This window comes from Mesorhizobium sp. CU3 (assembly GCF_006442965.1).
Classification (GTDB): domain Bacteria; phylum Pseudomonadota; class Alphaproteobacteria; order Rhizobiales; family Rhizobiaceae; genus Mesorhizobium.
On record NZ_VFWX01000001.1, the window covers coordinates 103,997 to 126,758 of the forward strand.

General features: G+C 62.9%; 19 protein-coding genes. 9 read left to right on the forward strand and 10 right to left on the reverse strand.

The features are described 5' to 3' along the window. Window positions 1-12: 12 nt before the first annotated feature. Window positions 13-360, forward strand: coding sequence for a hypothetical protein (locus FJ988_RS00545; protein WP_246688400.1), 348 nt, complete (start codon window positions 13-15; stop codon window positions 358-360). Between the two features lie 52 nt (window positions 361-412). Here FJ988_RS00545 and FJ988_RS00550 read toward each other — a convergent pair whose 3' ends face one another. The 5 genes from FJ988_RS00550 to FJ988_RS00570 form a co-directional block, all read right to left on the reverse strand. Next, window positions 413-1,291: a hypothetical protein gene (locus FJ988_RS00550; RefSeq protein ID WP_140824739.1), complete on the reverse strand. Its 879-nt coding sequence runs from the start codon at window positions 1,289-1,291 to the stop codon at window positions 413-415. After that, complete coding sequence (locus FJ988_RS00555; RefSeq protein ID WP_140814709.1) at window positions 1,255-2,046, reverse strand: hypothetical protein; 792 nt, start codon at window positions 2,044-2,046, stop codon at window positions 1,255-1,257. Before FJ988_RS00555 ends, FJ988_RS00550 begins: the two co-directional genes overlap by 37 nt. Window positions 2,047-2,250: 204 nt before the next feature. Continuing rightward, window positions 2,251-3,984, reverse strand: a complete 1,734-nt coding sequence (gene ggt, locus FJ988_RS00560; protein WP_140814711.1) for a gamma-glutamyltransferase — start codon at window positions 3,982-3,984, stop codon at window positions 2,251-2,253. Window positions 3,985-4,083: 99 nt separating this feature from the next. Continuing rightward, window positions 4,084-5,376, reverse strand: coding sequence for an L-rhamnose catabolism isomerase (gene rhaI / locus FJ988_RS00565; RefSeq protein ID WP_140814712.1), 1,293 nt, complete (start codon window positions 5,374-5,376; stop codon window positions 4,084-4,086). A 95-nt stretch (window positions 5,377-5,471) separates the two neighbouring features. Continuing rightward, window positions 5,472-7,574, reverse strand: a complete 2,103-nt coding sequence (locus FJ988_RS00570) for a bifunctional rhamnulose-1-phosphate aldolase/short-chain dehydrogenase (RefSeq protein ID WP_140814714.1) — start codon at window positions 7,572-7,574, stop codon at window positions 5,472-5,474. 188 nt (window positions 7,575-7,762) lie between these two features. On the opposite strand from FJ988_RS00570, the gene FJ988_RS00575 reads away from it, so the two are divergent. The 7 genes from FJ988_RS00575 (at window position 7,763) to FJ988_RS00605 (ending at window position 14,904) form a co-directional block, all read left to right on the forward strand. Then, on the forward strand, window positions 7,763-8,572 hold the full coding sequence (locus FJ988_RS00575; RefSeq protein WP_140814715.1) for a DeoR/GlpR family DNA-binding transcription regulator: 810 nt from the start codon (window positions 7,763-7,765) through the stop codon (window positions 8,570-8,572). A 48-nt stretch (window positions 8,573-8,620) separates the two neighbouring features. Further along, on the forward strand, window positions 8,621-9,616 hold the full coding sequence (gene rhaS, locus FJ988_RS00580) for a rhamnose ABC transporter substrate-binding protein (RefSeq protein WP_140814717.1): 996 nt from the start codon (window positions 8,621-8,623) through the stop codon (window positions 9,614-9,616). Window positions 9,617-9,700: 84 nt separating this feature from the next. Continuing rightward, entirely contained in the window at window positions 9,701-11,260 is a 1,560-nt protein-coding gene (locus FJ988_RS00585) for a sugar ABC transporter ATP-binding protein (RefSeq protein ID WP_140814719.1), read from the forward strand. Further along, window positions 11,257-12,234, forward strand: coding sequence for an ABC transporter permease (locus tag FJ988_RS00590; protein ID WP_140814721.1), 978 nt, complete (start codon window positions 11,257-11,259; stop codon window positions 12,232-12,234). The genes FJ988_RS00585 and FJ988_RS00590 overlap by 4 nt, the downstream gene beginning before the upstream one ends. Then, window positions 12,231-13,232, forward strand: a complete 1,002-nt coding sequence (locus tag FJ988_RS00595) for an ABC transporter permease (protein ID WP_140814722.1) — start codon at window positions 12,231-12,233, stop codon at window positions 13,230-13,232. Before FJ988_RS00590 ends, FJ988_RS00595 begins: the two co-directional genes overlap by 4 nt. Beyond that, entirely contained in the window at window positions 13,232-13,546 is a 315-nt protein-coding gene (rhaM, locus tag FJ988_RS00600; protein WP_181183383.1) for an L-rhamnose mutarotase, read from the forward strand. The genes FJ988_RS00595 and rhaM overlap by 1 nt, the downstream gene beginning before the upstream one ends. After that, window positions 13,543-14,904 carry an FGGY-family carbohydrate kinase gene (locus FJ988_RS00605; protein WP_140814725.1) on the forward strand — a complete coding sequence of 454 codons (1,362 nt, stop codon included), beginning with the start codon at window positions 13,543-13,545 and terminating at the stop codon, window positions 14,902-14,904. The genes rhaM and FJ988_RS00605 overlap by 4 nt, the downstream gene beginning before the upstream one ends. Window positions 14,905-14,966: 62 nt before the next feature. Here FJ988_RS00605 and FJ988_RS00610 read toward each other — a convergent pair whose 3' ends face one another. The 3 genes from FJ988_RS00610 to galE all read right to left on the reverse strand — a co-directional run bounded on the left by FJ988_RS00610 (window position 14,967) and on the right by galE (window position 19,204). Next, entirely contained in the window at window positions 14,967-16,793 is a 1,827-nt protein-coding gene (locus FJ988_RS00610) for an alanine racemase (protein WP_140814727.1), read from the reverse strand. Between the two features lie 3 nt (window positions 16,794-16,796). Beyond that, window positions 16,797-18,047, reverse strand: a complete 1,251-nt coding sequence (locus FJ988_RS00615) for a D-amino acid dehydrogenase (RefSeq protein ID WP_140814729.1) — start codon at window positions 18,045-18,047, stop codon at window positions 16,797-16,799. Between the two features lie 161 nt (window positions 18,048-18,208). Then, window positions 18,209-19,204 (reverse strand): UDP-glucose 4-epimerase GalE, encoded by a 996-nt coding sequence (gene galE / locus FJ988_RS00620; RefSeq protein ID WP_140814731.1) that lies wholly within the window; start codon window positions 19,202-19,204, stop codon window positions 18,209-18,211. Window positions 19,205-19,481: 277 nt separating this feature from the next. Between galE and hemA the strand changes: the two genes are divergently transcribed. Next, window positions 19,482-20,759: a 5-aminolevulinate synthase gene (gene hemA, locus FJ988_RS00625; protein ID WP_140814733.1), complete on the forward strand. Its 1,278-nt coding sequence runs from the start codon at window positions 19,482-19,484 to the stop codon at window positions 20,757-20,759. A 154-nt stretch (window positions 20,760-20,913) separates the two neighbouring features. Here the strand turns inward: hemA and FJ988_RS00630 are convergent, their stop codons facing one another. Continuing rightward, complete coding sequence (locus FJ988_RS00630; RefSeq protein WP_140814735.1) at window positions 20,914-22,080, reverse strand: pyridoxal phosphate-dependent aminotransferase; 1,167 nt, start codon at window positions 22,078-22,080, stop codon at window positions 20,914-20,916. A 101-nt stretch (window positions 22,081-22,181) separates the two neighbouring features. Next, window positions 22,182-22,601: a large conductance mechanosensitive channel protein MscL gene (mscL, locus tag FJ988_RS00635; RefSeq protein WP_140814736.1), complete on the reverse strand. Its 420-nt coding sequence runs from the start codon at window positions 22,599-22,601 to the stop codon at window positions 22,182-22,184. Between the last annotated feature and the right edge of the window lie 161 nt (window positions 22,602-22,762).

Consider the following 22,762-nt stretch of genomic DNA (forward strand, 5'->3'; position numbering starts at 1 on the left):
AGCGGAGAATGAATGATGCGCGAATCCCTCGGTCAAGACGAATACGGCTCGACCAACCCTTTCGACCCGGACGACCTGCCCAATCTCAACGCGATGGGGCCGGCGATGGGCGGCGGCAATGATTTCGAGAAGTATGCGGTCGCCGTCATCATCGTGTTCGGCGCTCTGATCATCGGCGGTCTGATGGCCGCCTCGATGTCATTCGGCCACCGCAACGGCTTCCTCTTCGCGCTCGGCGGCGCCACCGCCGCCTGGATTTCCGGCAACGCTCTGCTGCTCGACAGGCCGCGCATCTACGCGCTGTTCGTCGGCATCGCCGCGATCCTGCTGATCGCCTCGACGATCACGCTGGTTGTTTGATCAACCTTCCAGTTGGTTTTGCGACAAAGCAGTTCATGATCTGACGGAGCGCTTACGCCCGCCATTCGACCACGTCGGCCTTGATCGGATGGTAAAGCATGGCCCGTTGCGTGAATGCGGTATCGTCTTCGTGAAAATAAGCCGTCATCGATGGGCGCCAAACGAACGTCCCCGGGCTGAGATAGGGATCCTTCGCCCTATTGAGATAGTTTCTTCTCCGTCGGCGCCAGGGCACGAACGGCCCGCTCCCGCCGATGTCCTCGATCCTGAGGCCACGAGCGCGCGCAATAGTCGGCACGAGGAATTCATAGTGCCCGCTCCATTCGCCTGTCGATAGCGCTTCCTCGTAGACGTCGAGCAAGCGTCTCGAAACGCGCATGATCGGCAGAAATGCTCTGGTGAACAGTGACTTCCGGCATGGTCCATTTGCCGAGTCCCAGAATGTCCAGCGCGGATCGCGGCGACGGGTATTGATCGTCGTCGTGAGCAAGTCGGCGTCATTGCTCGAAAACTGCTGAAAAAAGTCGAGCCATCGGCCGGCAAAGTCGACATCATATTCCAGAACCCAGACGAATTCCCGATTTGCAGACCTCGCCAGGGGGAAGAGGACGATGTCCATATAGCCCATCTGCAGACGCTCGTTTTTCATTGCCTGCCGCACTCGCGCCGAGCTTTCATCGATTTCGACTTCCCCTCGCCCGGCGACGAGGTCGCTCAACGTCCACGGGTTATGGACAAGCCGCCAGTCCATTATCTCCCGCGTTTCGCGGCAGAGACGGTCAAAATGAGCCTGTATCCGGTCGTTCAGCACATGCGTGATGAAGATACCCGCCGGCCTGCCGGTTGCCGGTGCGCGAAACAATCGCTGCCCGAATACTGCGAAGCGATCGAGGATCATCGGCCGGCGATCCTGCGCCAAAGCCGCTTCCATCCCTCGGTGGCTTCCACGGATGCTGCCCGGGCGCCATAGAGCCGGAGGGCCAGCGCCGATATGTCCGGATCATCCAGTGGGCTGAATTCATAAACGGCCGGATCGAAATCCTCGTAGAGATACTGATACTTGTGAGATTCAAACGTTCCCGGCTTTATCTTCTCGTAGAATTTCAGTTTGTCGGCCCGCTGCTCTCGGCTTCGCACGACCCAGTCGAAATGGTAGATGTGGCATTCCGAAGGCGCGTATAGGATGTCGGCTTCCTTGAATGAGAAGCCCGCCGTGTGGATATTCTTCCTGAATTTTACCGAACCGACGAGAAACCCTCTGAACTGAAAGTCTAGCGGGGTCATATTGGGTATATTCGCTGCGAAGACAGCGTTGGAATCAATAACGGCCACGGCACGCCGCGGAACGGCAATCACTGGCTTGTCTGTCTGTTCCGCAACGTCGCGTAGCCAAGTCAGTAGCGCATGCGAGGGAAATTCGTCGTCGTCCAGGCGGAACATACGCTTTGCGCGTGATGCGGCTGCAATCTTCGGCAATATTCCTTCGACATAAGAAGCGCCCCATCTGATCGGCAGCTTGGTGGCCGATTCCACGGTGCGAAGCACGTCTTTCACATATCGAGGCGATGAACGGCTATCGACGAAATATCGAACCTCAATCCCGAGCCGTCGATATTCCTCGGCAATGATCAGGCTGTGCGGCGCCCCGTCACGCGTAGGGACAGCCAAAGAAAAACGCTCACCCATTCATCGACCGCCGGCATAGCTCCGTTCCGAGGCACCCCGGCACATTAAGGCATGAACGAACAGCGTCTGCTACCGGGCCTTCCGGCGATTTTTAGCCAATCTTTGACTGCTTGACCCATCGTGGCGCACCCACAACGGTTTGGATGGTCTGGAGACCGGTACGTCCTCCAGGATTGCATTTCCGATTGCGGGGCGACGAACGCCCTAATACCCAAGCGCCTCGCCGGCGGCCGCGCGGCTGTCGATGGCGCCGTTGTAGCGCGCGCCGCCGCCCTTTTCGATTTCGCCGAGGCTCTTGCCGCCGACCAGGATGCCGGCGGCCTGACCCCAGGTCTGGTCGCTGAGTGTGAGGTTGTAGCCCATGCCGGCGAGCAGCCGCTCCGTGTCCGGCGAAAGCCCGAACGGTTCGACATAGACGGTGTCGGGCAGCCACTGATGGTGGATGCGCGGGGCGTCGATCGCCTCCTGGATGTTCATGCCATGGTCGATGACGTTGAGGATGGCTTCCAGCGTGATGGTGATGATGCGCGAGCCGCCCGGGCTGCCGATGACCATGAACGGCTTGCCGTCCTTGATGACGATGGTCGGGCTCATTGAGGACAAAGGCGTCTTCTTCGGCTGGATGGCGTTGGCCTCACCCTGCACCAAGCCGTAAAGATTGGGCACGCCGGGCTTCTGGGTGAAATCGTCCATCTCGTTGTTGAGCAGGATGCCGGTGCCGTCGGCGACGACGCCGGCGCCGAACGAGCCGTTCAACGTATAGGTGACCGCGACCGCGTTGCCGTCATTGTCGATGATCGAATAGTGGGTGGTTTCCTTGGACTCGCCAAAGCCTTTCGGCATCAGCTCTTTCGAAACGCCGGCGCGGAACGGATCGATCCTGTCGCGGATATCCTTGGCGTAGCTCTTATCGAGCAGTTTCGAGACCGGATTGTCGACGAAATCGGGATCGCCCAGCGCCGAGTTGCGATCGACATAGGCATAGCGCATGGCTTCCACCATGACATGGACCGTCTCGGCCGAGCCGGCGCCAAGATAGGACAGAGGATAGCCTTCCAGCACGTTGAGGATCTCGCAGATGATGACGCCGCCCGAGCTCGGCGGCGGCGAGGAGATGATCTCGTAGCCGCGATAGGAACAGGTCACCGGCTTCAACTCGCGCACGGCATATTGCTCGAAATCGACCTTGGCGAGAATGCCGCCCTTTGCGCCGCTTGCCTTGACGATGGCATCGGCGATTCCGCCTTTGTAGAAGGCGTCAGGCCCCTTCTCCGAGATCGCCGACAGCGAGGCGGCAAGGTCCGGCTGAACCAGCTTCTCGCCGATGCCGTAAGGCTTGCCGTCCTTCTTAAGGAAGATCGCGGCCGCCGCCGGGTCCTTGGCCAGCCGGTCGGCGCTGCCGGCGAAAGAGGCGGCGTCGCCCTGATTGAGGACGAAGCCGTCCCTGGCATAGGCGATCGCCGGTGCCATCAGATCCGGCCTGGACTGCGTGCCGTATTTCGCGCGCGCCAGCTCGAAGCCGGCGACCGAACCCGGCACGCCGACGGCGAGATAGCCGTCGAGGCTGGCGCCCTTCACCGGATTGCCTTGTTGGTCGAGATACATGGTTTTCGTCGCGGCGAGCGGCGCGCGCTCGCGGAAGTCGATGAAGGTGGTGCGGCCGTCCTTCATGCGCACGGTCATGAAGCCGCCGCCACCGATATTGCCGGCATTGGGATAGACGACGGCCAGCGCATAGCCGACGGCAACCGCGGCATCGACGGCGTTGCCGCCCTTCTTCAGCACGTCGACGCCGACTTCGGTGGCGAGATGTTGGGCGGTGACCACCATGCCGTGCTCGCCCTTGGCGGGAGCGGGCGATGCGGCAAAGGCGGATGGCGTGAAGATGATTGCGAGTGAAAGGGTGACGCCGATCAGCGTCCGGCGGGTCAAGGGCATGGCGGTGCTCCTGGCGTTGGGGACGCCCAGCAAAGACCCTGCCGGCAGACCTGTCCACCGCCAATAGCGCTGGACCAGATCAAATCGGATATCTGTCTGTCAGACGATGCCACCACCTCCGCCGGCGACCGCCGGCCGCTCGGCGGCAACCTTGGCGCGATAGTCGGCTTCGCGATAGGCGGCGACGGGATCGATGGCGCCGCCGGTGCGCAGCCTGGCCATCGCCAGGATCGGCTCGACATCGGTGCGATAGGCGCTCTTCAGCGTCTGCGTCGCCATCAGCGCGTCGTTGGCCTCCTGGAAACCTTCGAGCGCCTTGCGGTCGACCAGCAGCGCCTGCGCATAGGCGCGCTGCACCTCGACCGCTGACAGCATCAGGCTTTCGATCGGATCCGTCACATTGTGGCTCTGGTCGAGCATATGGGCCGGGTTGAAACCATCAGCGCCGGAAAGTTCGGCATCGACCAGCTCGTTGAAGACGAGGAACAGCCGGTAGGGATCGATCGAACCGGCATCGAGATCGTCATCGCCATACTTCGAATCGTTGAAGTGGAAGCCGCCGAGCTTGTTGAACTGGATCAGCCGCGACACGATCATCTCGATGTTGACGTTGGGCGCATGATGGCCGAGGTCGACCAGGCAGTAAGCCTTGTCGCCGAGTTCCTTGGCGATGATGTAGTTGGTGCCCCAATCCTGCACGACCGTCGAATAGAAGGCCGGCTCGTACATCTTGTGCTCGGTGAACAGCCGCCAGTCGTCCGGCAGGCCGGCATAGATGTCGCGCATGGCGTCGAGATAGCGCTCGAAGGCCTTGGCGAAATTGACCTGTCCAGGAAAATTCGAGCCGTCGCCGATCCACACCGTCAGCGCCTTGGAACCAAGCGTCTTGCCGATCTCGATGCATTCGAGATTGTGCTCGACCGCCTGGCGGCGTGTACCGGCATCGGCATGCGAGAGCGAGCCGAATTTGTAGGAAAGTTTTTGGTCCTTCGCATCGGAGAAAGTGTTGGAGTTCATGGCGTCGAAACCGAGGCCGAAGCGGGAGGCCGCCTGTTTCAGCCGGTTCGGATCGGCCTTGTCCCACGGAATGTGCAGCGAGACGGTCGGCGTCGCCTGCGTCAGCTGGGCGATGACGGCGCAGTCCTCGATCTTGTCGAAGATGTCACGCGGCTCGCCGGCGCCGGGAAAGCGGGCAAAGCGCGTGCCGCCGGTGCCGACACCCCAGGACGGGATCGCCACGGCGAATTTCTCGACCTTGTCGCGGATGGCGTCGATGGCGATGCCACGCCGGTCGAGGCGCTCGCCCAGCGAAGCGTAGTCGCGCTCGAGGTCGGGGGCGCGGGCGGCGTTGTGGCTGGCGACCAGGTCGGCGCGGATAATTGTTTCGGACAATGCTGTTCCTCCCAAGAATGCGTACGGCGGCGCTGCCCCTCATCCGCCCTTCGGGCACCTTCTCCCCGTGAACGGGGAGAAGGGAAAAGGGGCGCCTAGCGCGTAAAGCTTTGCGCGTTGCCGGCGTCGACGTTGACGATGTTGCCGGTCGACTTGGCTGACATGTCGGAGGCGAAGAAATAGATCGCCTCGGCGATATCTTCCGGGAAGACCGAGCGCTTCAGCATCGAGCGCGAGCGGTAGTGTTCTTCCAGGTCGTCGGTCGACATCTTGTAGGCGGCGGCGCGCTGTTCCTTCCATTCGCCGGTCCAGATCTTGGAGCCGCGCAGGACCGCATCCGGGTTGACCACATTGACCCGGATCTGCGCCTCCGCGCCCTCCAAAGCGAGGCAACGGGCGAGATGGATTTCGGCCGCCTTGGCGGTGCAATAGGCCGCGGCGTTGGGCGAAGCGGCGAGCCCGTTCTTGGAGGCGACGAAGACAACGTTGCCGCCGATCTTCTGGGCGCGGAACAGACGGAAGGCCTCGCGCGAAACGAGGAAATAGCCGGTGGACAGGATGCCCATGTTCTTGTTCCACAGCGCGAGAGTCGTCTCCTCGATCGGCGCCGAGGAGGCTAGGCCGGCATTGGAGACCAGGATGTCGATGCCGCCGAATTCGACCGAGGTTTCGGCAAAGCCGGAAAGCACCTGATCCTCGGAAGTGACGTCGATGCGCACCGGGCGGACGAAGTCCTTGCCGTAGGCCTTGCCAAGTTCCTCATTGGCGCTGGCGAGTGCTGCCTCATCGATGTCGGCCAGCACCACGCAGGCGCCTTCGCGCAGCAACCGGTTGGCGGTGGCGCGGCCGATGCCGCCGGCGCCGCCGGTGACCAGCGCGATCTGGCCGGCCAGCGCCTTGGGCTTCGGCAGGCGCTGCAGCTTGGCTTCCTCGAGCTGCCAATATTCGATGTCGAAGGCCTCCTGCGCCGGCAGGCCGACATAGGACGAAACCGTCGAAGCGCCGCGCATGACATTGATGGCGTTGACGTAGAATTCGCCGGAGATGCGCGCGGTCGCCTTGTCGCCGGCGAAGGTGAACATGCCGACACCCGGCATCAGATAGACCACGGCATTCGGATCGCGGATGGCGGGTGAATCCGGATGCTTGCAGCTGTCGTAATAGGCCTGGTAGCCGACGCGGTATTCGGCGATGTCGTCGACGAGGCGCGCAATGACGGCGTCGACGTCCGGCTTCGCCGGGTCGAATTCGATCACCAGCGGCCGGATTTTGGTGCGCAGAAAATGATCCGGACAGGAGGTGCCGAGCGCCGCCAGCGGACGCAGGTGCTTCGAATTGACGAATTCAAGCACCGCCGGCTGGTCGTCGAAATGGCCGAGCTTGTGGCTCTTTTCCGAAATCAGGCCGCGGATCCTCGGCATCAGCTTGGCGGCGATGGCGCGGCGCGCCGGCGCGTCGAGCGACTTGACAACCTCGCCGCCGAAGATCGCCTTGCCCTGCGACTTCCGCTCGAACCAATCGATCGCCTGGTTGATCACCGAGATCGTCGTTTCGTAGCACTCCTTCGGCGTGTCGCCCCAGGTGAACAGGCCGTGGCTCTCCAGCACGACGCCCTTGGCATCCGGATTTTCCAGGCAGAATTTCTCCAGCCAAAGGCCGAGCTCGAAGCCCGGGCGCTTCCACGGCAGCCAACCGATGGCGTCGCCGAAGATTTCCTTGGTGATCGCCTTGGAGTCCTTGGCGGCGGCAACCGCGATGATGGCATCGGGATGCATGTGGTCGACGCAAGCCTTCGGCACATAGGCATGCAGCGGCGTGTCGATGGAGGCCGCGCGCGGATTGAGGTTGAAGGTGCAGTGCGGCAGATAGCCGACCATCTCGTCCTCATGCTCAACGCCGCGATAAAGCGCTTTGATCGCGCGCAGTTTGTCCATGTAGAGCGTGGCGAAGCCGTCGAGCTTGATCGAGGCGCTGTCGCCGCCCGAGCCCTTGACCCACAGAACCTCGACGTCCTGACCGGTCAGCGGGTCCTTCTGCCAGACCTTGGATGATGTGTTGCCGCCGCCATAGTTGGTGACGCGCTTGTCGGAACCCAGCGTGTTCGAGCGATAGACCAGAAGCTCGGGACCGCTCAGACCTTCAGCTTTTGCATCGTCCCACAGATTGGCGAGGCGCGAGCCGGAGCGCTTGTCGAGCATAGGTATCCTCCCTTGGAGCGCCAACGCCGCGCCCCTCATTTATCGCCGGGAATGTCTACGCAAGCCGCCTTCTTGTCAATCACAAACGCTCAAGTTCAGTCATATTGCACTGCACAATGAAAATATATGATCGGAAATGATTGACACTGCGCGTTTTCTAAGGCCTCATGCTCAGGCAGGGAGGAACCATGCACGAGAAAGAGCGCCATAGGATCATTCTGTCCGCCGTCCAGGAAAAGCCTGTGGTGACGGTGCAGGAGATGGTCGAACTGACAGACTCCTCCGAGGCGACGATCCGGCGCGACATCGCGGCCCTCCATGTCCAGAAGCGCCTGCGCCGTGTGCGCGGCGGCGCCGAGGCGATCTCGCCGCCGCAGTTCATTGGCCTTGCCGGCCGGCCCTTTTCCGTCAACGAGACGCTGAACGCCGCGCAGAAGCGCGCGATTGCCCGGGAAGCGGTCAACCTTTGCACCGACGGCGAGCCGATCATCATCAATGGCGGCACCACCACCTTCCAGATGGTGCATTTCCTGACCGGACGGCGCATGCCGATCTTCACCAATTCCTTCCCGATCGCCGAGCATCTGCTCAAGCATTCTAAGAACACGGTGATGCTGTCGGGCGGCACGATCTACCGCGAACAGAACATCATCCTGTCGCCCTTCGACAATGACGTGACGCGCAATTTCTATGCGCGCCGCATGTTCATGGGCGCACAAGGGCTGGGCCCGCTCGGCCTGATGGAAGGCGACCCGCTCTTGATCCAGGCCGAGCAGAAGCTGATCGACCAGGCCGACGAATTGGTGGTGCTGGTCGATTCCTCGAAATTCCGCATGCGCTCCAGCCTGATCCTGTGCGGTCTCAAGCGCATCGCGACCGTGATCACCGACGAGGGCATCGAGGACCGCGAGGCCAACATGCTCGAAACAGCAGGGGTGGCGCTGATCGTCGCCCGCAAACAGTCGACCGACAAGGAAGAATCTTCACTGCAGGCCTGAGGGGCCGGCAGCGGCGATGGAAATGCAAACGCTCAAGGGAGGATTTCGATGAGCTTATTGAAGAAACTGCTGGTCACGGCGGCCTTTTCCGCCGCCATGTTCGTGAATGCCGCCTATGCCGAGAACGTCAAGATCGCGCTGGTGGTGAAGTCGCTCGGCAACGGCTTCTTCGACGCCGCCAACAAGGGCGCCGAGGAAGCGGCCAAGGAACTGGGCGATGTCGACGTCATCTACACCGGCCCGACCAAGGCCACCGCCGAAGCGCAGATCGAGGTGATCAATTCGCTGATCGCGCAGAAGGTCAACGCCATCGCCGTTTCGGCCAATGACGCCGACGCCCTGGTGCCGGTACTGAAGAAGGCGATGGAACGCGGCATCACCGTGATTTCATGGGATTCGGGCGTTGCCAAGGAAGGCCGCCAGCTTCACCTCAACCCGTCCGATACCGGCCTGATCGGCGAGACCATCATCAAGCTCGCCGCCGACTATCTGCCGGAAGGCGGCGACGTCGCCATCCTGTCGGCCTCCTCGACCGCGACCAACCAGAACGCCTGGATCGAAGCGGCCAAGAAGGTGCTGCCGGAGAAGTTCCCGAAGATCAAGCTGGTCGCCACCGTCTATGGCGATGACGACTCAGCCAAGAGCACCGACGAAGCCAAGGGCCTGTTGAAGTCCTATCCGAACCTCAAGGCGATCATCGCGCCGACCACGGTTGGTGTTGTAGCGGCTGCCCAGGTCGTCACCGACGAGAACCTGATCGGCAAGGTCAACGTCACCGGCCTCGCGCTGCCTTCGGAGTTCAAGAAGTTCATCGACAACGGCGCTTCGCAGGCCGTCGCACTGTGGAACCCGATCGACCTAGGCTACTCGGCGATCTATCTCGCCCATGATCTCGCGGTGAAGAAGGAAGAGGCCAAGCCCGGCGCCACGCTGTCGATCGGCCGCGTCGGCAAGGTGACGCTCGACGACACCAACTCGGCTGCAATGGCTCCGCCCTTCCAGTTCGACAAGACCAACATCGAGAAGTTCTCCAAGATCTATTGATCCTGGTCGACTCCAAGCTCATGCGGCGGGGCAATTGTCCCGCCGCATCTTCAAACGGACCTTCTCTCAGGGCCTGATACGGATATGGACACGACAGCCCAGCGCAAAATGGAGACGGAGCGGTCCGAACCTGCAGGCCCGTCCCAAAGCTCATCTCCCCGCCTGACACTCACGGGCATCTCCAAGAGCTTCCCCGGCGTGCGCGCGCTGCATGATGTCAGCCTGTCGCTCTATCCCGGACAGGTGACGGCGCTGATCGGCGAGAACGGCGCCGGCAAGTCGACGCTGGTCAAGATCATGACCGGCATCTACCAGCCCGATGCAGGCGAGATCGGCATCGACGGCCAGGCAACGACGCTGCCCAGCGCGCATGCCGCCTTCGGCCATGGCATCACCGCCATCCATCAGGAAACCGTGCTGTTCGACGATCTTTCGGTCGCCGAAAACATCTTTCTCGGCCATGCGCCGCGCACCCGTTTCGGCACCATCGACTGGCGCACCATGCGCAAGAACGCGCGCGAAGTGCTGGAGACGATGCGCGCCGGCCACATCGACGCCGATGCGCGGCTGAAGGACCTTGGCATCGCCAATAAGCATCTGGTCGCCGTCGCCCGCGCTATGTCGATCGATGCGCAGATCGTTATCATGGACGAGCCGACGGCGGCGTTGTCGATGAAGGAGATCGAGGAGCTCTTCCTGCTGATCGAATTCCTCAAGAGCGAAAGCAAGGCGGTGCTGTTCATCAGCCACAAGTTCGACGAGATCTACCGCATCGCCGACCGCTACACCGTCTTCCGCGACGGCGAGATGGTGGGCGAAGGCCTACTCAAGGACACAGGCCAGAACGAGATCGTGCGCATGATGGTCGGCCGCAATGTCGACCACATCTTTCCGCGGCGCGAGCCGAAGATCGGCGCGCCCGTGCTGTCGGTCTCCGGCCTGTCGCATCCGACCGAATTCGACGACATCGGCTTCGAATTGCGCAAGGGCGAGATCCTCGGCTTCTATGGGCTGGTCGGCGCCGGGCGCAGCGAGGTGATGCAGGCGATTGCCGGCATCACCCGCACCAGCCGAGGCTTAATTTCATTGGACGGCAAGACGATCGCGCCGAAATCGGCGGCGGATTCGATCGAGGCCGGCATCGTCTATGTGCCGGAAGAGCGCGGCAAGCAGGGCGTGGTCATCGGCCTGCCGATCTTCCAGAACGTGTCGCTGCCGTCGCTGGCGCGCACCTCGAAATCCGGCGTGCTCAAGCTTGCGGAAGAGTTCGCGCTCGCCCGCTCCTACACGGAGCGGCTCGACCTGCGCGCCTCTTCGCTCAGCCAGGATGTCGGCACGCTTTCCGGAGGCAACCAGCAGAAGGTGGTCATCGCCAAATGGCTGGCCACGACGCCGAAAGTGATCATCCTCGACGAGCCGACCAAGGGCATCGACATCGGCTCCAAGGCGGCCGTGCACGGCTTCATGGCCGAGTTGGTGGCGCAAGGCCTGTCGGTGATCATGGTGTCGTCGGAACTTCCGGAAATCCTCGGCATGTCGGACCGGGTCGTGGTCATGCGCGAAGGGCGCATCGCGGCGACCTATGACAACAAGGGGCTCGATGCCGAGACGCTTGTGCGGACAGCGGCGGGGATCGCGGCATGAAGAGTTTCCTCAAATATCGCGAGCTCTGGCTGCTAGCCGGCATCGTCGTTCTGATCGGGCTGATCTCGACGCGCTTTCCGGGCTTCGCCGACCCAGCCAATCTGCGCCAGGTGTTCAACGACACCTCGATCCTGATGATCCTGGCGCTGGGGCAGATGGTGGTGATCCTGACACGCTCGATCGACCTGTCGATGGCGTCCAATCTCTGCTTCACCGGCATGGTGGTGGCGATGCTCAATGCCGCGCATCCGGCGATCCCGATCCCGGTGCTGATCGTCATCGCTCTGCTCATCGGGCTGGTGCTCGGCGCCATCAACGGCTTACTGGTTTGGCGGCTGAACATCCCATCGATTGTGGTGACTTTGGGCACGCTCACCATCTATCGCGGCGCCACCTTCGTCGTCTCCGGCGGCGCCTGGGTCAATGCCGACCAGATGAGCCCCGACTTCATCAATTTCCAGCGCGCCGCCTTGCTCGGTCTGCCGGTTCTGTCCTGGATCGCCATTATCGTGATCTCGCTGTTCTTCCTGGTGATGACGCGCACGCAGATCGGCCGCTCCATCTACGCCATCGGCGTCAATCCGACCGCGTCGGTCTATGCCGGCATCGATGTCGGCCGCACCAAGTTCATCGTCTTCTGCATCTCCGGCATGATCGGCGGGCTTGCCGGCTATCTGTGGATCTCGCGCTATGTGATCGCCTCGGTCGAGGTCGCCAACGGCTATGAGCTCAACATCATCGCCGCCTGCGTCATCGGCGGCATCTCGATCGCCGGCGGCATCGGCTCGGTCGGCGGCGCGGTGCTCGGCGCGTTGTTCCTCGGCATCATCTCCAACGCGCTGCCGGTCATCAACATCTCGCCCTTCTGGCAGATGGCGATCTCGGGCAGCGCCATCATCCTGGCCGTGGTGCTCAACGCGCGCGGCGAGCGCCGGCAGGGCCGCATCATCCTGAGAAAGGCGGAAGCGGCATGACCGACACCCCTGCCCCGCGCCATATCCCCGACCGGCTCGACGAGCCGCTGTCCTCGGCGATCTTTTCCTGGGAGGCGCTGCTCGTCGTCATCGCGATCGCCATCTTCATCGTCAACAGCTTCGCCTCGCCCTATTTCCTCGATCCGTGGTCGCTGTCGGACCTCACCTTCAACTTCACCGAAAAGGGCCTGATTGCGCTCGCTATGGCGCTGCTGATCATCTCCGGCGAGATCGATCTCTCCGTCGCCGCGATCGTTGCTCTCGCCTCGACGATGATGGGCATGGCCGTGCAGGTCGGCGCCGGCACGCCGGTGCTGGTGGCGATCGGAATTGCCGTCGGGCTTGGTTGCGGCGCCTTCAACGGGCTGCTCGTCACAAGGCTCGGACTGCCTTCCATCGTCGTCACCATCGGCACGATGAGCCTGTTTCGCGGCATCGCCTTCATCATCCTCGGCGACCAGGCCTACAAAGGCTATCCGGAAAGTTTTGCTTTCTTCGGCCAGGGTTATGTCTGGTGGGTCTTCTCGTTCGAGCTGGCGCTGTTCCTCGTCGCGGCGGTGATCTACTGGTTCGTGCTGCATCGCACGAGCTTCGGCCGGCGCGTCTTTGCCATCGGCAACAATCCGGTCGCCTGCCAGTTCTCCGGCGTGCGCGTCGACCGCATCAAGTTCATCCTGTTCTGCCTGACCGGCCTGATGTCGGGCATCGCCTCGGTGCTGATCACCTCGCGGCTCGGCTCGACAAGGCCGTCGATCGCGCAGGGCTATGAGCTCGAAGCCATCACCATGGTGGTGCTGGGCGGTGTCTCCATCCTCGGCGGCGCGGGCAGCATCCTCGGCGTCGTGCTCGCCGCCTTCATCATGGGGTTGGTGACTTTCGGCCTCGGGTTGCTCAACGTGCCGGGCATAGTCATGTCGATCTTCATCGGCCTGCTTTTGATCATCGTCATCGCGCTGCCGATCGTCTGGCGGCGGCTGCGCGAAGGACGCTTCGCCTGATGGAAAAATACGCCTTCAAGATGAAGCTCAATCCGGGCATGAAGGCCGAATACAAGCGCCGCCATGACGAGATCTGGCCTGAGCTCGTGGCGTTGTTGAGAGAGGCCGGCGTCTCCGACTATTCGATCCATCTCGACGAGGAGACCAATATGCTGTTCGGCGTCTTATGGCGGCGGGACCACCACGGCATGGCCGACCTGCCGAAACGTCCGGTGATGCAGCGCTGGTGGGCGCATATGGCTGACGTTATGGAGACGAAGGCCGACAACGAGCCGGTGGCAGTGCCGCTGGAAACAATGTTCCATATGGCATGATTGTCGCCGTCATCGATATCGGCAAGACCAACGCCAAGGTGGCGCTGGTCGATCTCCCGACGCTGAGCGAGGTCGCGCTGCGCCGCACGGCGAACGCGCCGCTGCGGCTGGGACCCTATCCGCATCACGATGTCGATGCGCTGTGGACGTTCATCCTGAACAGTCTGGCAGAGCTCAACCGCGAACGCCGCATCGACGCGATCTCGATCACCACGCATGGGGCGACGGGCGTGTTGGTGGACGCCGCCGGCGAACTCGTGCTGCCGGTGCTCGATTATGAGTTCGACGGTCCCGACAGGCTTGCGGCCGACTACGATGCCGTCCGCCCGCCCTTCGCCGAGACCGGCACGCCGCGGCTGCCGATCGGCCTCAATCTCGGCGCGCAGTTCTTCTGGCAGCAGAAGCGGTTCCCGGCGGAATTTGCCAAAGCAGCCGAGATGCTGATGTACCCGCAATACTGGGCACTGCGGCTGACCGGCATCGTCGCCAACGAGGTGACATCGCTCGGCTGCCACACCGACCTATGGGACCCGTGGCAGGCCGATTTCTCGTCGATGGTCGACCGGCTGGGCTGGCGCAAGCTGATGGCGCCGGTGCGGCCGGCAAAAGACCGGCTGGGTGAAATCATGCCCGCGCTTGCGGCACAGACCGGCCTCGATCCGCAGACGCCGGTGTTCTGCGGCCTGCACGATTCCAACGCCTCGCTGCTGCCGCATCTGTTGGCCGACTCTCCGCCCTTCTCAGTCGTCTCGACCGGCACCTGGGTGGTGTCGATGGCGGTCGGCGGCCGGAAGGTCGAGCTCGACCCGGCGCGTGACACGCTGGTCAACGTCAACGCGTTGGGCAATCCCGTTCCCTCGGCGCGCTTCATGGGCGGGCGCGAGTTCTCGCTGCTCACCGACGGCCAACCGCTGGAATGGCGCGATGATGACGTTGCCGCCGTGCTGGTTCGCCGCGCGCTGCTTCTGCCTTCCACCCAACAAGGTTCGGGGCCGTTCCCGCATCACGCCGCGCAATGGATCGCTGCCGACGCCTTGACCCCGGGCCAGCGTTTCGTCGTCATCTCGTTCTATCTGGCGCTGATGACGGCGACCTGCCTTGATCTTATCGGCGGCGACGGGCCGACGACGGTCGAGGGGCCGTTCGCGCAGAACCGGCCCTTCATTCTCATGCTGGCGGCGGCGGCGGGACGGCCGGTCGTCGCATCGGAGGCGTCGACAGGCACCAGCATCGGCGCAGCGCTGCTGGCGGCGGACGGCGGCCTGGCGACGCACAAAGGGGAGCGGACCGAACCGCCACAGGATCTGGCCTGGAGCGGCTATGCCCGCGCATGGCGCAAGGCAGCCGAGCAAGGATAACTATCTGTTTTTGCGCAATTCCGGACGGAAAACCGCTACACACTTTTCCTGGAATTGCTCGGTCAAAGTATCCGCTTGCCGAAGGCGGACATGATGAAATTCACCATATCCGTCGCAAGCCTCGGCTCCAGTTCGGCCGTCAGGCCGGACACGCTCATCGACAACAGCCCGCCGGACAGTGCGATTGCCTCCATTGCCTGATGCGTCTCGCGCACGGTGATGCCACCGGAACCAGGCCCCCAGCCGGCAAATTCGGTGACCTGCGGCGCATAGGCGACATGAAACCCTTGCGTGCCCGAAGAGGCTATGTGGATCGCCTCACGCATGACGTCTCCCATGCCCATGGCGTCGATGTCGATCATGGTGAAGGCTGAGACGCGCGAATCCGCCAGCACCCTCGCCTCGGCCGGATCGGCATTGCGCAGCCCGACGATGACGACGTTTTCCGGCGAGAGCTGCGGCAGCAAGGCGCCGGGCTTGTGGTCGAGGCCGAGTATGCGCGCCAGCACCGAGGCTTCGGTGAGGTCGATGCCTTCGATTTGTTCCGGTATCAGCGCCGCGATGGAATCGATCCAGATCAGGCCGAAGGAGTGCGTCGCGCGCGCAGTCGCCGCGAGCGCCTTATGCGCGCTGCGGCGGTCGGCTCCCACGCCGAGCCGGATCAGGCCGGCCGGCGGCCGCTCGGCATCGGCAAGCTCCACCACATCGAAGTTCAATGCTTCCAGCCGCGCCCCGATCGCCTCGCGGGCAAGGATGCTGGCCGCCTCAGGTTGGGCCGAGATCGACACCATCCTGCGGCCGGAATAGTCGGCGACGTCGTGCATAGGGGCCTTCTCGACATACTCCGACGTCATCGCCATCAGCATGGCGCCATAGCCCATGCGGAAGGCGATGCGGTCGCCAACCTTGGGCCGCGGATCGGCGTCCTCAACGTCGAGCAGCAGATGATCGCTGGAGGCGCCGAGCACGCGCACGCCTTTGGCGATCGGCATCAGCCCTTCGACCAGCACGTCCTCGCGGCCGATATTGGCGATGGCGCGCAAACGGTCGCCCTCGTCGGGAAACACCGGCTGGTTGCCGAAGGCGTCGTAGCCGGACTGGCCGATCGGCCGCGAGGGCTTGAGCTTGACCTCGATGATGTCGGCGGTGAGCCGGCAGGCATCGAGCTCGAGCGCCTGCCAAGGCGGGTCGCGAAAAGTTTCCAACCCGCCCTGCAGGATCGCCTCGCCGACCCTCAGATTGTTGATGCCGGCGGGCAGCCGGCCTTCGAGCAGCAGCGGCAGCGAGGATGACGCGCCGCCTGATATCCAGTCGAGGCTCTTTCCGGAGAGACGCTCGGTCTTGTAGGCATGGGCGACGAGTTGGCCGAGATTTTCCTCCGTCGGCATGATGGCGCCGAAGCAGCCGAGATTGGTGCCGATGCCGGCGATACGCACGCCTCGCATCTCCAGGATCTGCTCGACCGTCGGCACCAGGTCGTTCGGCCAGATGCCTTCCCTCAGATCGCCGAGATCGATCATCAGCATGATGTCGTGGACGCGGCCCATGCGCTCGGCGATGCGCGCGATCTCGCGGATGATCGTCAGCTCCGACTGCAGGCTGATGTCGACGGTGCGCACGACCTCCTCGACGCGGGCAATCGGCGGGCTGCGCAGCAACATGACCGGCGCATTGATGCCGCTGTCGCGCAGGCGGCGGATGTTCTCGAAACGCGATTCGGCGATGCCGTGGACGCCGCCGCGCAGCATGGCGCGCGCCACCTGCGGCATGCCGCAGGCGCCCTTGGTGACACCGAAGACCTTGATGCCGGCCTCGGCGCAGCGCTCGACGACCGTGCGCGCGTTGCGCTCGATACGGCCAAGGTCGATGGCGACTTGCGGTCCGGACATCGTCTAGTTCCTGTAAATCAACCCCTGCGGATCGATCTGCGGCTTGCGGCCGGCGACGACGTCGGCGAGGAACTGGCCTGATCCGCAGGCCATGGTCCAGCCGACATGGCCGTGGCCGGTGTCGAGATAGAGGTTGCGGTATTTTGCCTGGCCGATCACCGGGACCGAATTCGGCATCATCGGCCGCAGGCCAGCCCAGAGTTCCGCCTTCTTCTCGTCGAAAGCGCCGGGAAACAGGTCCTTGCCGGTGTCGATGATGGTCCTGAAGTCGCGTGGCTTGAAGCTGCGGTCGAAGCCGGTGAATTCGGCGGTCGAGGACATGCGCAGGCGATTGCCGAGCCTGGAATAGCCGATCAGCCGGTCCTCGTCGGCGCCACCCATGGTCGGCCCCTTGCTCTCGTCGTCCAATGGGATCGTCGCGGTGTAGCCTTTCACCGGATAGACCGGAAGGTCGATGCCGTAGCGGCGGCCGAGCAACCCGCTTTCCGGTCCCATCGAAATGACGACGGCATCAGCCGCGATCGGTCCGGCCGAGGTCATGACCGTGCGCACGCGGTCGCCTTCGATATCGAGGCCTTCGACCGTCGTGCCGAACAGGAACTTTACCCCGAGCTTTTCGGTTGCATAGGCGACGAGACTATCGGTGAACTGCTTGGAATCGCCGGTCTGGTCGATCGGCGAATAGATGCCGCCGGCGATCTTTTCCTTCACCCCGGCAAGCCCCGGCTCCAGTTCGACCAGGCGCTCGCGGCCGACGATCTCGATCGGCAGGCCGTGCTCTGCCAGATAGCGGTAATTGTCGGTGCCGGTGTCGAGGCTTTTCTGCGAGCGGAAGAAGTAGAGGATGCCCTTCTTGCGCTCGTCGTAGTGGATGCCGGTCGCTTCCGAAAGCGCGTTGATGCATGTGCGGGAATGGAGCGCCAATCTCAGCTTGATATCGGTGTTGGCGCGCAGGCGCTTCACCGTGCATTCGCGCAGGAAGCGCAAGCTCCAGAGGTAGAAATAGGGATCGAGGCGCAGTCTCACCTTGATGCCGAGATCGTGGTTCCACAGCGCGCGCAGGAAGGTCTTCAGCGCCGCCGGCGAGGCCCAGGCGGTGGCGTCGCCTGGCGAGACAAGGCCGGCATTCGACCGGCTGGTGCCGCGCGCCGCAGCTTCATGGCGCTCGATCACCGTCACCTCGTGGCCGTCGCTTGCCAGATAATAGGCCGCCGCCGTACCGACGACGCCGGCGCCGAGAACCAGGATTTTCATGCCATCCCTCAAGCATCACCACGGCGCGCCTTGGCACGCCGCTGCATGAGGCCTCAATACCGCGTCTAAACGCGCCGGACGAGTCCTTGGCCCAACAGTCGGACTATTTGTTTTGACGCAATTCCGGACGGAAAACCGCTTCACACTTTTCCTGGAATTGCTCAGTTCCTGACGGAGTTCTTAGTTGTCAGAATGCGTTCCCAGGCCAGCGCATCGTTGACGATCAGGTCGAGATCGTCGCGCTGCGGCGTCCAGCCGAGCTCCTTGCGGGCAAGCTCGGAATTGGCGACCACGGCCGCCGCGTCACCCGGGCGGCGATCGCCCATGCGGACGTCGAAATCCCGGCCGAAGGCCCGGCGTACGCTTTCGATGACTTCCAGCACCGAATAGCCGTGGCTGTAGCCGCAATTGGCGACGAGGCTCTCGCCGCCGGCGCGCAGCCGCTGCAGCGCCAGCCGGTGCGCCGCGGCGAGGTCGCTGACATGGATGTAATCGCGCATGCAGGTGCCGTCCGGCGTCGGATAGTCGGTGCCGAAGACCTGCATGAACGGCCGTTTGCCGAGCGCCGTCTCGCAGGCGACCTTGATCAGATGCGTGGCGCCAGGGGTCGACTGGCCGGTACGACCCTTTGGATCGGCGCCGGCGACGTTGAAATAGCGCAACGCCGTATAGCGGATGTCGTGAGCCAGGCCGGCATCGCGCAGCATCCATTCGCTCATCAGCTTGGACAGGCCATAGGGCGATTCCGGCGCCAGGCGGGCATCCTCGCGCACCGGTTCCAGCCCGGCGCCGCCATAGACGGCGGCGGTGGAGGAGAAAATGAAATGCGGCACGCCTTCGCGCACGGCGGTCTCGATCAGTGTGCGGGTCTTCGAGGTGTTGTTCTCGTAATAGGCGAGCGGATCGGCAACCGATTCCGGCACGACGATCGAGCCGGCGAAGTGGATGATGGCGTCGACATGATTGTCGCGGATGATCTGGCCGACCAGGTCGCGGTCGGCGACATCGCCGACGACGAGCTTCGCTTCGGGCGCCACCGCCCATTCGAAACCGGTGGAAAGCCGGTCGAGAACCACCACGCTTTCGCCGGCGTCGAGGAGCTCCCAGACCATATGGCTGCCGATATAGCCGGCACCGCCTGTCACCAAAACCGTCATGTCGTGTCCTCGTTGATCAAGATTTATAGGAAACTGTCTCAACAGCTGCCTTGCTGGAAACCCCGTCGCAAGCCCACTACACCCTGAATGTTAAATCCGTAACAGTTCCTCCGCCCCGAGGCATTGTATCGAAACGAAGTTCGTTCATACGGCCGGGAATAGGCCACGATCCGGGATCGTTAGGAACAGGGCCGGGGCGTGGCATTTTGACCGGTTGGGCCCGGTGGACGCGGAATTTGGCTGTGACTATGATCCGCGGCAAAATTGGGAAGCCGATATGAACTATCAGCGGTTCTTCGAAGACGCGATCGACCAGCTCCATGCCGAGCGCCGCTACCGCGTTTTCGCCGACCTTGAGCGCATGGTGGGCAAGTTTCCGCGCGCCATCTGGCGTTCCAACGGTCGCGCCCAGGAAATCACCGTATGGTGCTCCAACGACTATCTCGGCATGGGCCAGAACCCCGACGTCATCGCCAGCTTCCAGAAGGCAGCCGGCAAGATGGGCTCGGGCGCAGGCGGTACCCGCAACATTTCCGGCACCTCCAATCCGCTGGTCGAGCTCGAGCATGAGTTGGCCGACCTGCACGACAAGGAAGCGGCGCTCGTCTTCACCTCCGGCTTCGTCTCCAATGAGGCCTCGATCTCGACCATCGCCAGGCTTCTGCCCAACTGCCTGATCATCTCGGACGAGCTCAACCACGCCTCGATGATCGAGGGCGTGCGGCGCTCGGGCGCCGAAAAGAAGATTTTCCGCCACAACGACGTCGCGCATCTGGAAAGCTTGCTGCAGGCCGCGGGGCGCGAGCGCGCCAAGCTGATCGTGTTCGAAAGCGTCTATTCGATGGACGGCGACATTGCCCCGATCAAGCAGATCGTCGAGCTCGCCGAGCGCTACAACGCCATGACCTATATCGACGAGGTCCATGCCGTCGGCATGTACGGGCCGCGCGGCGGCGGCATCACCGAGCGCGAAGGCCTGGCCGACCGCATCGACATCATCGAAGGCACGCTGGCCAAGGCCTTCGGCACGCTGGGCGGCTATATCACCGGTACAAGTGCCGTCATCGACGCCGTGCGCTCCTATGCGCCGGGCTTCATCTTCACCACCGCGCTGCCGCCGGCGATCGCCGCGGCCGCCACCACCTCGATCCGGCATCTGAAGCGCTCGCAGGCCGAGCGTGACGCGCAGCAGCGCCAGGCGGCCAAGACCAAGCAGATCCTGTCCGCCGCCGGCCTGCCGGTGATGGAATCGGCCACCCACATCGTGCCTGTGCTGGTCGGCGATCCCGAGCTCTGCAAGATGGCCAGCGACCGCCTGCTCGGCGTGCACGGCATCTACATACAGCCGATCAACTATCCGACCGTGCCGCGCGGCACCGAGCGGCTGCGCATCACGCCGACGCCGTTCCATTCGGACGTGCTGATCGCCGAATTGCAGGACGCGCTGGTCGAGACCTGGGACGCACTGGGCATTCCCTACGGCTCAACCGGACGACCAGCCGTGGCGAAGAGCGACCGGATCGTTCCGCTTCTGGTGCCGAAGTCAGGCGGCTGAAGCCCGGTTTAAACTCTATTCCGGCGGCCAACTGGCGCCGCTTTCTGCGCTTCCAGTGCTCACGAACCTGAATGTCCGCTGCGCTCCGGTTCTCGAAATCGACGCCAGTTGACTCGCCGGAGCGAGTTTCAATTCGGGCTTCGAGACGGCTGGGCTAGACCGTCTTCATCCATTTCGCCAGGCGATGCGCCGCTTGTTCGAGCTGATCGAGGCGGCGGTGGAAGCATAGTCTGAGGAAGGCTTCGCCGCCGGGGCCGAAGGCGGTGCCTGGCGCGAGACCGACATTGGCCTTGTCGACGATGTCGAAGGCGGCGCCGCGGGAATCGGTGATGCCGTCGACCCGGAAGAACAGATAGAACGCGCCTTGCGGCACGGTGAAGCGCGCCTTGCCCGTTGCGCCCAGTATATCGCAGACGAGGTCACGCGCGGCGTGGGCCCGCTCGACCTGCTCCGTGATGAAGCCGTCGCCTTCGTCGAGCGCGGCGACCGCGCCGCGCTGCATGAACTGGGCGACGCCCGAGTTCGAATACTGGATCAGGTTCTCGAAAACCTGCTGCAGGCTCGGATGCGTCTTGATCCAGCCGACGCGCCAGCCGGTCATCGCCCAGTTCTTGGAGAAGGAGTTGACGAAGAGGATGCGGTCTTCGGGCTCCGCGATATCGAGGAAGGACGGCGCGCGACCGTGGCCGTAGTGGAAGAGCGAATAGATCTCGTCGGCGATGATCCACAGGCCCTTTTTGCGGGCCAGGTCGAGGATCGCCTGCAACGTCTCCCTGTCGGCAGTCCAGCCGGTCGGGTTGGACGGCGTGTTGATGAACAACAGCTTGGTGCGCGGCGTGATCGCGGCGGCGATCTTCTCGACATCGCAGGACCAGCCATTGCCGGACTGGTCGAGCACGACCGGCACCGGCACGGCGCCCGCCACACCCACCGCGGCAGCGAAATTCGGCCAGGCCGGCGAGAGATAGATCAGCTCGTCGCCGGCGCCGGCGATGGCGTCGATGGCGAGTTGGATGGCGTGCATGCCGGATCCGGTGACGATGAACTCTTCTGCAGTGAAGCTCTTACCGAAATGCCTGGCGTAATAGCTGGAAAGCGCCTGCCTGAGCTCTGGAATGCCCTTCTGCCAAGTGTAAAAGGTCTCGCCATTGGACAACCCTTTGGCCGCCGCATCGCTGATGAAGGAAGGCGTTGGCAGGTCGCCCTCGCCGGCCCAGAGCGGGATCAGGCCTTCGCGCAGCCGGCCGTAATTGACAACGGCGACGATGCCGCTTTCAGGCGCGGCGCGGGCTTCGGAGCGGAGGGTTTCGATTATGGTCATGGGCAAATCCGGTTTCTTCTCGCCAGCGCTCTTATCAGATCGCAGAACGGAAAACCCCGGCCGCAGGCGGCCGGGGCTTTGGTCCAGAACACCTGATCTCATTACCTCTTGGCGAGCAAATCGCGAATTTCTGTGAGCAACGCGACATCAGCCGGCGGCGGGGCTGCAGGTGCAGCAGGCTTCTCTCTTTCCAGCCGCCTGCGCAGATTGTTCATGGCCTTGACCATAAGGAAAATGATGAAGGCTAGGATCAGAAAGTTGATCACCACGGTGATGAAACTTCCATACGCAAAAACAGGACCTTCCTTGCGCGCGTCGACCAGATTTGTGGCATGCACGTTGGATGAAAGCCCAAAAAAGTAGTTTGTAAAATCGGCACTTCCGAGTGATCCGACGATCGGCATGATGATGTCGTTCACGAGCGAATCGACGATCTTGCCGAAGGCCGCGCCGATGATGACGCCGACGGCCAAGTCCATCACATTTCCCTTGGAGATGAATTCCTGGAATTCTTTCAGCATTCGACCCTCCTTGACGAGCCGCGCTGCCGCCTCACCAGTGTCCTTCGGCGCCGGCCCCGTGCCACCATAACAAAAACCCCCAGTTGCAAAACCGGAAAATAGGCCAAGGCACTGCTTTGTGTTTACGCAGCGTCATCAAGCACATATGCCCCGAAAGCCGC